Raw genomic sequence first — 13,906 nt, forward strand, 5'->3', positions numbered from 1 at the left:
CTAAATCTGTTTGGCTTCGGCCGCGACATACTTCATATGGCGGCGGACCTGCAGCGCAATGTAGACGACCAGTGAGCAACCGATTGGAAACACGATCTCGTTGAGGCCGGTTGCGATCGCCTGCGGCAGTGCGAGAGCAGCGTCATTTGCCGCGGCCGTCTCAATCGTCAGCACCGTGATGCCGCCGCCGAATACCGAGCCTATCAGGGCGCCTGCCAGCGCGAAATGGAGCGGACGCGGTTCTTCCTTCGATGCCAGCGACGCCAGTATCCAGCCGAGCAGCCCGTATTCGATCGCCCGCAGCACACCCAAGGTCGTGAGCGACAGGATGGCCGGCTTTGCCGCCGCGTCCAGCGCGCTGAGCATGACCTTTTGCGTCCCTTTGGCGATGCCCATCGCCAGTGGCGCTGAAATCGCGCTGATCAAGCCGCCGAGCGAGGCTCGCACCTTGGTGAGTGCCGTGCCGAGGCTGACGCCGGCGCAGACGAAGAACGACCAGGTCACGCCTTGCGCCAGTTCGATCAGAACCTGCGTCGTCGCGGGGTAGGCACCTGCCGCAAATCTGACGGTCAGAATGAGAGCTTCCATGGCGAAGCCAAGCGCGATCGCCAGCCATGCGACCATGACGACGCGCCTGAGCGCCATCCTGGCGCGATGGGAAAGCGGGTCCACGTCCGGCACGCCGGACGAAAGCTCAGTTCCGGTCATAACGGCCTCCCGAAACGAAATTCTTGCAGAGCCGCGAATTAGTCTTTGTCTGTAACAGTCCGATGTTGCCGGCTTTATTGCCGGGTTACATGGGTATTGCCACAGTCAAGCTTCTGCTTGGTGCCACCCTTGCCCGACGCCGTACAGCGTATATATGCTGCATCCAGCCATCAGTCATAAGGCAGTAGAAAGTTGCAGCTAAGCGTCCAGGAGCGCCGCGAAAAACAAAAGGCCGAACTGCGTTCCGAACTTGTCGACGCCGCGCACAAGCTTGTCCAGGAAGAAGGCTATGACGGCCTCACCATCCGCAAGCTCGCAGAGCGCGTTGGCTATGCGCCGATGTCGGTCTATTCCTATTTCGCCGACAAGCAGGACATCCTGTTCGCGCTGGCCGAGGATGCCTTCGAGACCTTGACCAGGCGCATCGCAAATCATACGGCCGACGACCCGATCGAGGCGCTCAAGGCGGTGCTTGTCGAATACGCCGCCTTTGGGCTGGAAAATCCCAACGAATACCGCACCGTCTTCATGACCGAAAAAGTCAGGCCGCCAGCCGGAAAGACCTTCGCCGAAATGGAGAGCGGCAACCCGGCGATGAAAGTGCTGATCGCGAGGGTCGAAGCCTGCGTTGCCGCCGGCAGGCTCAAAGGCGATCCACGCGCCATCGCTACCATGCTGTGGGCGGTCGGCCACGGCGCCATCTCGCTGCTGATCACCTTCCCGTTCTACCCGTTCGGCGACCAGACGACGTTCATCACACGGATCGGCGACATCATGCTCGAGGCCATCGCCGCGCACGAGATTGCGCCGCTCACGCCGTCGGTCAACTGCTGAAGAGCGGCGCTCCTCCCGATCTGCAGGATCTTCTCCGAACGTTCTGCGCTGCGGCGCCGAGCGTTCGGCAATTCTCCGTACGCGTACGATTTTGCTTGAACACCGGGAGTTCAGGGCGTATCTGTACGCAGTTCCGTACACGTACGAGAAATTCAATAGCTGAACCGGAGACCGACGATGAAGAAGGCAGTCCTCACGCTCGCCGCCCTGCTGGCACTCTCTGGCGCCGCATTTGCCGGCAGCAGTCAGCCAGCCAAGCAAGAAGCGGCCTGCATCGACACCAAGGCCGATGTGAAGCTCGATTGCGCGCCGACCGGATCGCTTGAAAACGCCGATGCCCCGACACACAAGGCCGGCAGCAAGGGCCCGAGACTCGGCATCGGCATCGACCCGTGGATCGTGCCAAGCAGCTTCTGAGCCGGTCGGGCGACAATACGCGGTAAGGAAACGAAAGGGCGGCAGGACTTTCCGGCCGCCGATCTTGTCTGCTTCAGCCCTGCTTTATCGCGGCGTGCAGATCACTTCTTGCGCTTCTGTCCCGCCACGTTTTTACGCTTGCCGGGTCTTGCCGGTGCGCCGGGAATGGCCGTTCCGGTGATCGACACCGGATCGCTGGCCGGGAATGTATCCTCGAGGCCTTCCTCGAGTTCCTCTTCGATATCCGTCCCAGTGCGCTGCTCGTCTTCAAAAGAGCGCACGGCCGGCGTCTTGACCGGCGACTTCGGCGCGGAGTTCGGCGGCATGTGCATTCTCCCTCGGCTCGCTGTCGCAGAACGGGCGGGCGCGGCGAACATGCCTATGCTGCCGCGTCGCGCGCTGCCTCCGACAGAAAAGTAAAGACATAATCGGAAAAGGAACGCCAGCATTCGACGCGGAACGCGTCGGCCGCCGTGCGCAACAGCACAATTTCCACCTTGCCGAGAATGCTACGCGACGCCGCCCCGACCGGAAAGGCGTCGAGCGACAGATCCTGCGGGCAGCCGGCATTGATCGTCGCCGCGGCAGCCGGACCGGTAACCGATATGGCGACGTTGCGGTGCGAGATGCCGACCGCCGAATGCAGTACGGAAATGCTGGCGCAGTCGGGGAGCGGATCTTTTCCGTTCTCGTCGATAACCAGCCATTCGTCCGGCCCGAGCCACAAGGCCGTGCGTCCGGCCTTTGCCGCCGAGGTTTTCGGCCTTTGCGGCAGGACGACACCGAGCGCTTTCGAAAGTGCCGCAATCGAGGCTTCCGGCGCGCGCAACGATATGCGCTCGGCCGGCGGCAGCACGGCAAGTGTAACGCCGGCGGCGGAAAGCGACTGGCCGGCGAGAGCCGGACGGCGCTCGACTGAGGGTCCGGCGGCGTTGGTTTTCACGGCGGCCTTAGCCATTGAGGCGCTCCCCCTTCTCATCGAAGAACACCATGCCGGTGACCTCCACCTCGATCACCCCGTTCGGCATCGGCACATAGAGCGTCTCGCCCGTGCGATCGCGGCCGCCGGCGACCAGCCCCAGCGCGATCGAGCGGCCGCAATTTTGCGACCAATAGCTCGACGTGACATGGCCAATCATCTTCATCGGGATTGCCTGCTTCGGGTCCGCGACGATCTGCGCGCCCTCCTCCAGCACCACCTTGGGATCCCTGGTCTTCAGGCCGACAAGCTGCTTGCGGCCCTTGGCGACCAGATCCGGCCGCGCCATGCCGCGAATGCCGACGAAGTCGGTCTTCTTCTTGCCGACCGCCCAGTCGAGCCCGGCGTCGTTCGGCGTCACCGTGCCGTCGGTATCCTGGCCGACGATGATGTAGCCCTTTTCGGCGCGCAGCACATGCATCGACTCTGTGCCGTAGGCACAGGCGCCATGCTTCTGGCCCTCGGCCCACAACGCTTCCCAGACCGCTTCGCCGTAGTCGGCCGGCACGTTGACCTCGAAGCCACGCTCACCGCTGAACGACATGCGAAACAGCCTGGTCGGCAAGCCGCAGATCCGGCCTTCGCGCACCGACATATGCGGCAGCGCCTCATCCGACATGTCGATGCCCTCGACCAGCGGCGCAATGATGTCGCGAGACTTCGGTCCCTGCACGGCAATCACCGCCCATTGCTCGGTGATCGAGGTCAGCCAGACGTTGAGATGCGGGAACTCGGTCTGGAGATAGTCTTCCATATGGTTCATGACCCGCGGCGCACCGCCGGTCGTCGTCGTCACATGGAAACGGTCGGGTGCAAGCCTGCCGACGACACCGTCGTCATAGATGAAGCCGTCCTCGCGCAGCATGATGCCGTAACGGCAGCGGCCGGGCTCCAGCTTTTCCCATGGATTGGTGTAGAGCAGTTCCATGAATTTGGCCGCATCCGGCCCGACCACCTCGATCTTGCCCAGCGTCGAGGCGTCAAACAGGCCGGCTGTCTTGCGCACCGTGACGCATTCGCGGTCGACGGCGGCATGTATGTCCTCGCCCGGCTTCGGGAAATACCAGGCGCGCTTCCACTGACCGACATCCTCGAATACAGCGCCCTGGCGCTCGGCCCAGGGATGGATCGCCGTCTTGCGGGTCGGGTCGAACAGGGGACCCCGTGCGTGCCCGACGATCGAGCCGAATGTCACCGGGGTGTAGGGCGCCCGGAACGTCGTCAGCCCGACCTGCGGGATCGGCTTGCCCAACGTCTCGGCGGCAATCGCCAGGCCGTGCATGTTGGAGGTCTTGCCCTGGTCGGTCGCCATGCCATTGGTGGTGAAGCGTTTGACGTGCTCGATCGAGCGCATGCCCTCATGCACTGCCTGGCGGATGTCCTTGGCGGTGACGTCGTTCTGGAAGTCGACGAACGCCTTCACCGTCGTGTCGGCGCCGGCACCGGGTGCTGCACCCAGCATGCCGCGCGACCAGCTTTCGCCGGCGTCGACCTTCAGCTTGGTGCCCTTAGCCGGCTTGCCGCCGACATCTTTGGCCGCCTTGGCGCCGGCGGCGTAGGCTTCGTCGATGGTCGCCGACAGCCCGTCGGTGCCGTTGCAGGCGCCGACCGAGACGCAGTCCTGCGCATAGGTTCCGGGCACGAAGCGCTTGGTCTCGTCATTGAAGGCGACCTTACCGCGCGATTGCGAGAACAGGTGCACCGACGGCGTCCAGCCGGCCGACATCAGGATCGCGTCCACCGGAATGGTGCGCTCGCCGCCGCCGTTCTTCGGCTGCACGGTCATCGACGACACCCGCAATTTGCCGCCGGCCCGGATCACCGCGCGACCGAAATTGACCTCGATGCCGAGCGCCCTCGCCTCGTCGATCACCGGCCCGGTCGGGTTGTCGCGCAGATCGACGATCGCCGCCACGTTGATGCCGGCCTTTTTCAGGTCGATCGCCGCCGCGTAGGCGGAATCGTTTGCCGTGTAGACGCCGACATTCCTGCCGACGGCGACGCCGTAATGGTTGAGATAGGTGCGCGCCGCCGACGCCAGCATGATGCCGGGGCGGTCGTTTTCGGCAAACACCATGTGCCGCTCGATGGCGCCGGTCGCCAGCACCACGCGTTTGGCACGAACCTGCCACAGCCGCTCGCGCGGCAGGTCGCGGCCGGGGTTCTGCAGATGGTCGCTGACGCGCTCGACCAGCCCGACGAAATTCTGCGCGTAATAGCCGAACGCCGTGGTGCGCGGCAGCACGCGGACATTGTCCATCGACTTCAACTTGGCGACGGCGGACTGCGCCCAGGCAAAACCATCCTGGCCATCGATCCTGGCGCCGCTCTCGAAATGAAGGCTGCCGCCGAATTCCGCCTGCTCGTCGGCAAGGATGACACGCGCCCCGGTTTCAGCCGCGGCCAATGCCGCGGCGATACCCGCGGCACCGCCGCCCAGCACCAGCACATCGCAGTGGGCGAAGCGCGCCGAATAATGGTCGGGGTCCGGCTGGTCGGGAGCGACGCCAAGGCCGGCGGCGGCCCTAATCTTGGGTTCGTAAAGGTTTTTCCATGCAGTCTTCGGCCACATGAAGGTCTTGTAGTAGAAGCCGGCCGAAAGCATCGGCGAGGCCAAGTTGCTGATCGCGCCGATGTCGAGGGCGAGCGACGGCCAGCGGTTCTGTGACTGTGCGGTCAGCCCGTCATAGAGCTCCTGCACCGTAGCGCGGACGTTCGGCGTCTTGCGTGCCGCGTCGCGTTTGATCTCGACCAGCGCGTTCGGCTCTTCGGCGCCGGCCGACAGAAAGCCGCGCGGCCGGTGGTACTTGAACGACCGGCCGACAAGATGGACGCCATTGGCAAGCAGCGCCGAGGCCAGCGTGTCGCCCTCGATACCGGTATAGGGACGGCCATCGAAGCTGAAGCCAGCTATCTTTGCCTGCTTGAGCCGTCCGGCGCCGGCAATGCGGAATGTCGCGCTCATTTGGTGGCTCCCGGCAGCTTTACGGGCTTCGGCTCGCCGGCCTTGTAGGTCATCAGGAACCTGTCGCTGACGGTGTCGCGCACCGCGTTGAAGAACCGCGCGCAGCCGTGCATGTGCCGCCAGCGCTCATAGATGATGCCCTTGGGATTTGAGCGGATGAAGAAGAACTTTTCGAAATCGTCGTCGCTCTCGCCGGCGATGTTTGGGGAACGCGCAATATGCGCCTCGCCGGCGTTGCGGAACTCGAGCTCCGGACGCTCTTCCTCGCAATAGGGGCAGCGGATGAGAAGCATGGTTGGTCCTACAATTCGCCGTGGCCGAGGCGGGCGCCGGCCGGTTGGTCGCAAAGCCTCTGGCCCAAGGTCACGAAGGGCGCGACGAGCCGGATACGCTCCTCGATGCTTGCCGCAGGGCTGAAGAGGTCGCGGTTGGCCATGTTGCCGATCGTCAGCAGGACCGGATCGACCGTGACGATGACGACGCGCGGCTCGAACGGCTCGTCGTTGTCCAGATCCGCCGGCCGGCCTTCAAGAAACGAGACGACCCTTTGTCCGCCGCTCCAGACGCAGGCCAGAATGCCGTCGTCGACGGAAAACGGCCATTCGGTCTCGTTTTCGGCGCGGCTGATCGGCTGCGTGCGCACCTCGTCCGGCGACGGAAAATGGAACAGGCCTTGCTCGCCGGCGAGCATCAGCGGCATGGCGACGGCCATCTCGGTCATCATCAGTGCGCCACCGCTGCCGCCGCCGCCTCGTCGATGAGGCGGCCGGTGCGGAAGCGCTCGATGGTGAAGGGCGCGTTGATCGGGTGCGGATCGTCCCTGGCGATGGTATGGGCAAAGACATGGCCCGAACCCGGCGTCGCCTTGAAACCGCCCGTGCCCCAGCCGCAATTGACATAGAGGCCGGGCACCGGCGTCTTGGCCAGGATCGGCGAACGGTCCGGCGTCACGTCGACGATGCCGCCCCATGAGCGCAGCATCTTCATACGGGTGAAGATCGGGAACATCTCGCAGATCGCATCGAGCGTATGTTGCAAAATGTGCAGCCCGCCGGTCTGCGAATAGGAGACATACTGGTCGGTGCCGGCGCCGATGACCAGCTCGCCCTTGTCGGACTGCGAGATATAGGCATGCACCGTGTTCGACATGACTACGCAGGGCACCACCGGCTTGACCGGCTCCGACACCAGCGCCTGCAGCGGATAGCTTTCCAGCGGCATACGCACGCCGGCCATGTTCATGATCACCGAGGAGTGGCCGGCGGCGACCACGCCGACCTTCCTGGCGCCGATGAAGCCGCGCGTCGTCTCGACGCCCGTGACCGCGCCGTTCGGCGCCCGCTTGACGCCAGTGACCTCGCAATTCTGGATGATGTGGACGCCGCGCGCCGAGGCGCCGCGCGCATAGCCCCAGGCGACCGCATCGTGACGCGCCGTGCCGCCGCGGCGCTGCAGGGAGGCGCCCATCACCGGATAGCGCGCATTGCGCGAAATGTTGAGCGGCGGGCAGAATTCCTTGGCCTGCTCCGGCGTCAGCCATTCATTGTCGATGCCGTTCAGCCGGTTGGCATGGACGTGGCGCTTCAGCACCTGGATGTCGTGGATGTTGTGGGCGAGCATCATGACGCCGCGCGGCGAATACATGACGTTGTAGTTGAGCTCCTGGCTGAGCCCGTCCCACAGCTTCAGCGCATGGTCGTAGATGCCGGCGCTCTCGTCGTAGAGATAGTTCGAGCGGATGATGGTGGTGTTGCGGCCGGTATTGCCGCCGCCGAGCCAGCCTTTTTCCAATACCGCGACGTTGGTGATGCCGTGCACGGTGGCGAGATAATAGGCGGTGGCCAGGCCGTGACCGCCGGCGCCGACGATGATGACGTCGTACTCCTTCTTCGGCTCCGGCGAGGACCACTGGTCCTCCCAACCCTTATGGCCGCGCATGGCCTCGCGGGCGATGGCGAATACCGAGTATTTCTTCAACGTCGCAGGCCTCACAAATGGCGGCCGGGCAGATCAGCCAACCCCGGCGCGCGAGCTTGTATCACTAGCGAAACGGCGCTGCCAGCCTTGCACTGTTTGCGACGGCGCTTGCCGTTTTGCGCCATGGTGGAGAAGAGGCATGCGGGCAGGTTGATGCAATTGCCTTCGAGCGCTATCCGTTGACTGACGATCGGAGGATTATGGCGGTGGGTAACGTCTGGTGGAATCTGACATTGCGCTTCCTGCTGGAGCTCGCCGCTTTGCTCGGCCTCGGCATGGCGGGCTGGAGCCTCTCAGCGGGCATGGGGCGTTGGATCCTTGCCGTGGCATTGCCGTTCGGCGCCGCCGCGCTCTGGGGAATCTTCGCGGTGCCGAACGATCCGAGCCGCTCGGGGCGGGCGCCGGTTCCGGTGCCGGGCGGTTTGCGGCTGGTGCTCGAACTCGTCATCCTGTTCGGCGGCGCTGCCGGGTTCCACCTGGCCGGTTACACGACAGCCGGCATAGCCGTCGCACTGCTGATCGCCGTCAGCTACGCATTTTCGCTCGATCGGCTCGGCTGGCTGCTTAGGCAATAGTCCAGGCCGACACGACCTCGCAGGTATCGGGTGGCTCGCGCCGCCTCGATTTGCGACCAAGCATCCCGATTGCCGGCAAGGGCCGGCGCGAAAAGGATGCAGGAAAATGCTCACACTTGCCAACAAAGTTGCCCTCGTCACAGGCGCCAGTTCCGGCATAGGCCGCGCCACGGCCAAGCTGTTTGCGGAGGAAGGAGCCAAGGTGGTTGTCGCTGCCCGCCGCAAGGCGGAGCTCGATGCGCTCGTTGCCGAAATCGAAGACGCCGATGGCACGGCCATCGCCCTTGCCGGCGATGTCCGCGACGAAGCCTACGCGAAGGCCCTGGTCGACCTGGCGGTCGAGAAATTCGGCGGGCTGGACATCGCCTTCAACAATGCCGGTTCGGTCGGCAAGACGGGGCCGGTTTCGGAGCTGTCGCTGGAGGGCTGGCGCGAGGCGCTCGACACCAACCTGACCAGCGCCTTTCTCGGCGCAAAATACCAGGTGCCGGCGATGGTCGAACGCGGCGGCGGATCGCTGATCTTCACCTCCACCTTTGTCGGCCACACGGTCGGCATGCCCGGCATGACCAGCTATGCCGCAAGCAAGGCCGGGCTGATCGGATTGACGCAGGTGCTGGCTGCCGAATACGGCGCCAAAGGCGTGCGGGTCAACGCGCTGCTGCCGGGCGGCACCGACACGCCTTCGGCAACGTTCAAGACCCCTGAATCGCGAGCCTTCGTCGAAAACCTGCATGCCTTGAAGCGCGTCGCCGAGCCTGACGAGATCGCCCGCTCGGCGCTCTATCTGGCTTCCGATGCATCGAGCTTCACCACCGGCACGGCGCTGTTCGCCGACGGCGGCGTCTCGATCACCCGCACGTGAAGCGTTTCGCGGTCGGAGAGGCCCGCCAGCCGCAATGCCTGAAAACCGGTCTTGCTTTTCCCGGCGATTTGACGATTCCGTCTTCTCCTCGAAGATGGGTTGGAAACATGCTGCTGATCAGGACCTATATCGCCGCAAGCGCAATCGAAGGCGTCGGCGTGTTCGCCGCCGAGCCGATCCGGAAAGGGGCGCAGATCTGGCGGCTCGATCCAGACTTCGACCGGCTGATCCCGGTGGAAAGATACGAGACGGCGCCGCCGCACCTCAAGGAATTGCTCGACAGATATGCCTATCCCAGTCCGGACCGGCCGGGCTTCATGGTCTATGAGGTCGACAATGGCCGCTTCATGAACCACGCCGATAAACCGAACACCGACTTTTCGCAATATGGCGGGGCCACTGCGACCCGCGACATCGCCGCCGGCGAGGAGATAACCTGCGACTACGGCGAGTTCTTCGAGGGTTTCGAGCAGCTCCACCTGGCCACGGCGTAGCGTCGCCTATCTGGCCCAAGGCGAATTTTGTTCTTGCTTTGTGCCGGCAGCTATGCTAGTAAACTCGGTATGGTGCTGATTCAGACCAACGACCCGCCGCTGAGGCGGGTTTTTCGTTTCGGGGTCGGCACCACCTCTCAATCGGCAGTGGACAGAGCGCCTTGATTCTGCTATCAGCCGCCCCAATTCGTGGTGTAACGCGCCGCGGAGGCTTGTGGCTATGGCCGCTTGCCTGTTGATTTCAAACCCGAAAGACAGGATTGCCCGTGCAGGTACTCGTCCGCGACAACAATGTTGATCAGGCGCTTCGCGCGCTCAAGAAAAAGATGCAGCGCGAAGGCATCTTCCGCGAAATGAAGATGCGCGGACATTACGAGAAGCCCTCCGAGAAGCGCGCCCGTGAAAAGGCGGAAGCCGTGCGCCGTGCCCGCAAGCTGGCCCGCAAGCGTGCCCAGCGCGAAGGCCTGCTGCCGATGACGCCGCGTCCGGTTGCGGCCGGTGCTGCCGGTGCCGGTGCCCCGCGTCCGCCGCGGTTCTGACGCCAATTTTTCGTCCTTTTCCAAGGATATCCAGGGTGGCGCGATGCGGAATCGCCGCCACCTTTTTGTTGTGATGTAGACCCGGTCCGAAAGGACCGGTTGGGAGAGATGCCGGTTCGGAGGGGGAACGGACCAGACGGCGCAGTAAGGACAGGGCAGACATGGACGCAATTACCGTAGAGCGCAGAACCGCGTGGCGCGGCCTCGCCCTGACGGCAGCCCTGCTTTCCGGGATGGCGCTTGCCAGCTGCCAGAGCGTTCCGACCGGCGAGTTCAACAACATCGACAAGGCGCAAGCCTCGAGCGAGAACATCTCCTCGCTGTCGGCGGTGATCCAGCGCAACCCCCAGGATCCGGAAGCCTACAATGTGCGCGGCTCGGCCTATGGCCGCGGCGGCCAGTACCAGGCGGCGCTGAAGGACTTCAACACCGCCATCCAGCTCAATCCGAATTTTTACCAGGCCTATTCGAACCGCGCGCTCATCCAGCGCTTCCTCGGCGACCAGGCGAGCGCGCTTGCCGACTACAACCGCTCGATCCAGATCAATCCCAACTATGACGCCGCCTATATCGGCCGCGGCAATCTCTACCGCAGGGCGGGCCGGGTGCAGGAAGCCTTCAACGATTTCCAGAAGGCCATCCAGCTCGACACGACCGACGCGCGCGCCTATCACAATCGCGGCCTGATCTACCAGAGCCAGGGCCAGCACGCCTTTGCCATCGAGGATTTCTCGACTGCCATTTCGTTGGCGCCGGACGCCTCCGAGCCCTACAATGGACGCGGCCTCTCCTACCTGGCCATGAACGACGAGGACAATGCCTTCGCCGACTTCAACATGGCCATCAAGCTCGACGGCAAGAACGCCGAGGCCTGGTCCAATCAGGCGTTGATCTACGAGCGGCGCGGCGACAAGGCCAGGGCCGCGAAATCCTACCGCGAGGCCGTGCACCTCAATCCGACCTACCAGCCGGCCAAGGACGGTCTGGCCCGCACCAGCACCGGCTGAGCGGCCGGTTAATCGGGCGGCCCTTTCCGCGCCCCGACAACCCTGCGTTTACCCTTGCGTTGCTGGCGCCAAGTTTTCGGCGGAACGCTCGGCGTGCTCAGCCGTTTGTACAAGGCAATTTCGAAAGGACCCTGCCATGATCAAGAAACTCGCTTGTGCCGCCGCTCTCGCGACGACCGTCGTTGCCGCTCCCGCCAGCGCCAGCAAGCTCCAGCTCGGCGTGCTCGACTGCACCATCGACGGCGGCACGGCCTATCTCGTCACCTCCAACAAGGGTGTTTCCTGTGTCTTTCGTCCACATCGTGGCGGCCCCTCCGAAGTCTATACCGGGGTGATTTCCAAGCTCGGCGTCGATGTCGGCCGGACGCATCAGGGCCAGCTGGTATGGGCGGTTCTGGCGGCGACCCGCAACCACGATGAAGGCGACCTTGCCGGCAGCTACTATGGCGTGAATGCCGAGGCCAGCGTGGTCACCGGTGGCGGCGCCAATCTCCTGGTCGGCGGCCTCGACAGCGCCTTTTCGCTGCAGCCGCTCAGTGTCCAGGCACAGACCGGCGTCAACCTGGCGGTCGCCGTCACCTCGCTGGATCTGATCCACTCGTTGAAATAGCGGCGTAGCATGGCTCCCGAGCGGCGGGGGGCGTAGGTGTCGGCCTGCGAATAGCTGCCGAAGGCTCATAGTTTCCGGCAGGCCCACTCCGCGGAGAATGGGCCGCCCTGATGTTCAAAGTTGCGGCGCTCGAAGATCACGGCATGGCAACTGTGTTCATGCCGTTATCGTGACCGAAGATTGCGGCGATCCAATATTGCTTGTCTTCGGTCTGACCAGATTCTCAACGCTTCGTGATCGTCCCCCATCGCACAATTTGAAATCCGCCACGTCAACGGCGATCAAAGCCGCTTGATCTCAACTGCGGTTGAGGTTCTAGAAGTCCTCCCATACTGCGGCATGTACTCATTTGGACGTGAAGAACGCTCCAATACTTTAGACCAGCGTCTAAGAAAAGCCTTGGGGGGGCCGGATGACCAAGACAAGCACAAACAGGGTCGACTGGCGCGCGCTGTGGGCGAGCGGCGATCTGGCGCGTTTCTGCTTCATCAGCCTCGGCATCCTGCTGCACGCTACCAACGAAACGATGGTGGCAACGGTCATGCCGGCCATGGTCGGCGAGCTCGCCGGCGTGCAACTGGTCGGCTGGTCGCTGGCGATCTACGAGCTCGGCGCCATCGTTGCCGGTGCGGCCGCCGGACGGCTGGTGAGCTATGTCGCGCTGCGTACCAACATGATGGTCGCCGCAATGCTCTATGCCGCCGGCGCGCTGGTCTGCGCCACCGCGCCTTCGATGCCGCTGTTCCTCTGCGGCCGCCTGATCGAAGGGCTCGGTGGCGGCGCGCTGGTGTCGCTGGCCTTCGTCTCGGTCGAGCGGCTGTTTGCCCGCGCGATCTGGCCGCAGCTTTTCGGCGTCATGTCGGCGATCTGGGGTGTCGCCGCTTTCAGCGGGCCGGTGCTCGGCGCGGTCATGACCGAATTCTCGTCCTGGCGCTGGGCCTTCGGCGTCTTCACCCTGGGAGGCACGGCCATGGCGCTGGCAAGCTTCCTCGTGCTCGATACGCCTGAAGCAACGAGGCCGCAGGCGACGGGCGGCTCGGCGCCGCCCTTCCCCTTTGCGGCACTTGGCTGCCTCGCCGGCAGCGTCGTGCTGATTGCCACTGCCGGCGTCGACATCGCCCTGCTGCGCTCGTCGCTGCTGCTCACCCTCGGCCTGATCGGCCTGGCGCTGTTTATCTATATCGACGCACTGAAGCCGCGCTCGCGCCTGTTCCCCGTCGCGGCTGTTCTCATGGCGCTCGTCGGTCGGCGCGGGCATGACCATGGTCGCGGCGTTTTCGGTGGCGACCTGCTCGTTCGCGGTCTACGGACCACTGCTTCTGACCAGCCTTCACGGCATTCCGATCCTGACCACCGGCTACATCATCGCCGCCGAATCGATCGCCTGGTCGATCCTGTCGATCCTCGTCGCCAATGCGCCACCGGAGCGCGAGCGGCTGATCATCGTCGGCGGGGCGCTGATGGTCGCCACGGGCGTCGCCGGTTTCGCCTATACGGTGCCGGCCGGCTCGATCCCGCTGATCCTGTTTTGTGCTTTGTTGCAAGGCGGCGGCTTCGGCATAGCCTGGCCGTTCGTCACGCGTGTCATCGTGGCATCGGCCAAGGAAGGCGAGCAGACGATCGCCTCGGCCGCCGTGCCGACCATGCAGCGCATCGGCTATGCCGTGGGTGCGGCACTGACCGGCATCGTCGCCAACGCCAGCGGCTTTTCCGAAGGCCTGAACCGCGAGGCCGCGGCGAACGTCGCCGCCTGGCTGTTCCTCGCCTTCATACCGCTCGGCATCCTGGGATGCCTTGCCGCCTTGCGGATTTCGGGGGCGCCGCCAGCGAAGCTGCCAATCTCCCCCCTCGTGGGCCTGTTGCGTAATTCGCTGATTGTGATTCTCTGAGACGAAGCTCGGAGGGAATCGCGATGGCAGTGAAGCAGATGGGCCAG

General features: G+C 64.2%; 15 protein-coding genes and 1 pseudogene. 9 read left to right on the forward strand and 7 right to left on the reverse strand.

Translation table 11 applies throughout. From position 1 onward, the window contains the following. A complete protein-coding gene (locus NKH80_RS09085; RefSeq protein WP_352991073.1) occupies window positions 1-708 on the reverse strand; it encodes a hypothetical protein in 708 nt (235 codons plus the stop codon). Window positions 709-900: 192 nt separating this feature from the next. Here NKH80_RS09085 and NKH80_RS09090 point away from each other — a divergent pair, with 192 nt between their 5' ends. Continuing rightward, a complete protein-coding gene (locus NKH80_RS09090; protein WP_352991076.1) occupies window positions 901-1,542 on the forward strand; it encodes a TetR/AcrR family transcriptional regulator in 642 nt (213 codons plus the stop codon). Between the two features lie 177 nt (window positions 1,543-1,719). Next, a complete protein-coding gene (locus NKH80_RS09095) occupies window positions 1,720-1,959 on the forward strand; it encodes a DUF680 domain-containing protein (RefSeq protein WP_352752569.1) in 240 nt (79 codons plus the stop codon). Between the two features lie 101 nt (window positions 1,960-2,060). Here the strand turns inward: NKH80_RS09095 and NKH80_RS09100 are convergent, their stop codons facing one another. Genes NKH80_RS09100 through NKH80_RS09125 form a run of 6 tightly spaced genes read right to left on the reverse strand, consistent with a single transcriptional unit; the run spans window position 2,061 to window position 7,880 of the window. After that, window positions 2,061-2,285 carry a hypothetical protein gene (locus NKH80_RS09100; RefSeq protein WP_352506379.1) on the reverse strand — a complete coding sequence of 75 codons (225 nt, stop codon included), beginning with the start codon at window positions 2,283-2,285 and terminating at the stop codon, window positions 2,061-2,063. A 53-nt stretch (window positions 2,286-2,338) separates the two neighbouring features. Further along, window positions 2,339-2,917, reverse strand: coding sequence for a sarcosine oxidase subunit gamma (locus NKH80_RS09105; RefSeq protein WP_352877831.1), 579 nt, complete (start codon window positions 2,915-2,917; stop codon window positions 2,339-2,341). Then, the gene (locus NKH80_RS09110; protein WP_352991082.1) at window positions 2,910-5,903 is read right to left on the reverse strand and encodes a sarcosine oxidase subunit alpha; all 2,994 of its coding nucleotides are present in this window, start codon (window positions 5,901-5,903) and stop codon (window positions 2,910-2,912) included. Before NKH80_RS09110 ends, NKH80_RS09105 begins: the two co-directional genes overlap by 8 nt. Further along, window positions 5,900-6,196 carry a sarcosine oxidase subunit delta gene (locus tag NKH80_RS09115; RefSeq protein WP_254816882.1) on the reverse strand — a complete coding sequence of 99 codons (297 nt, stop codon included), beginning with the start codon at window positions 6,194-6,196 and terminating at the stop codon, window positions 5,900-5,902. Before NKH80_RS09115 ends, NKH80_RS09110 begins: the two co-directional genes overlap by 4 nt. Before the next feature lie 8 nt (window positions 6,197-6,204). Then, window positions 6,205-6,627 carry a hypothetical protein gene (locus NKH80_RS09120; protein ID WP_352991085.1) on the reverse strand — a complete coding sequence of 141 codons (423 nt, stop codon included), beginning with the start codon at window positions 6,625-6,627 and terminating at the stop codon, window positions 6,205-6,207. Beyond that, window positions 6,627-7,880 carry a sarcosine oxidase subunit beta gene (locus NKH80_RS09125; RefSeq protein ID WP_352991088.1) on the reverse strand — a complete coding sequence of 418 codons (1,254 nt, stop codon included), beginning with the start codon at window positions 7,878-7,880 and terminating at the stop codon, window positions 6,627-6,629. Before NKH80_RS09125 ends, NKH80_RS09120 begins: the two co-directional genes overlap by 1 nt. A gap of 200 nt (window positions 7,881-8,080) precedes the next feature. On the opposite strand from NKH80_RS09125, the gene NKH80_RS09130 reads away from it, so the two are divergent. From NKH80_RS09130 to NKH80_RS09160, 7 genes and pseudogenes are all read left to right on the forward strand, one after another. After that, entirely contained in the window at window positions 8,081-8,455 is a 375-nt protein-coding gene (locus NKH80_RS09130; RefSeq protein WP_254816879.1) for a YrdB family protein, read from the forward strand. A gap of 106 nt (window positions 8,456-8,561) precedes the next feature. After that, window positions 8,562-9,320: an SDR family oxidoreductase gene (locus tag NKH80_RS09135; protein WP_352991090.1), complete on the forward strand. Its 759-nt coding sequence runs from the start codon at window positions 8,562-8,564 to the stop codon at window positions 9,318-9,320. A 107-nt stretch (window positions 9,321-9,427) separates the two neighbouring features. Then, on the forward strand, window positions 9,428-9,814 hold the full coding sequence (locus tag NKH80_RS09140; RefSeq protein WP_254816877.1) for an SET domain-containing protein: 387 nt from the start codon (window positions 9,428-9,430) through the stop codon (window positions 9,812-9,814). 266 nt (window positions 9,815-10,080) lie between these two features. Then, window positions 10,081-10,353, forward strand: coding sequence for a 30S ribosomal protein S21 (rpsU, locus tag NKH80_RS09145; RefSeq protein WP_023675331.1), 273 nt, complete (start codon window positions 10,081-10,083; stop codon window positions 10,351-10,353). 161 nt (window positions 10,354-10,514) lie between these two features. Further along, window positions 10,515-11,360, forward strand: a complete 846-nt coding sequence (locus NKH80_RS09150; RefSeq protein WP_254816876.1) for a tetratricopeptide repeat protein — start codon at window positions 10,515-10,517, stop codon at window positions 11,358-11,360. Between the two features lie 136 nt (window positions 11,361-11,496). Beyond that, window positions 11,497-11,970 (forward strand): DUF992 domain-containing protein, encoded by a 474-nt coding sequence (locus NKH80_RS09155; RefSeq protein WP_254816875.1) that lies wholly within the window; start codon window positions 11,497-11,499, stop codon window positions 11,968-11,970. A gap of 412 nt (window positions 11,971-12,382) precedes the next feature. Continuing rightward, window positions 12,383-13,859: pseudogene (locus tag NKH80_RS09160) on the forward strand (MFS transporter). Window positions 13,860-13,906 lie beyond the last annotated feature (47 nt).

The organism is Mesorhizobium sp. M0904, assembly GCF_040319475.1.
In the GTDB taxonomy this organism is placed as follows: Bacteria; Pseudomonadota; Alphaproteobacteria; order Rhizobiales; family Rhizobiaceae; genus Mesorhizobium.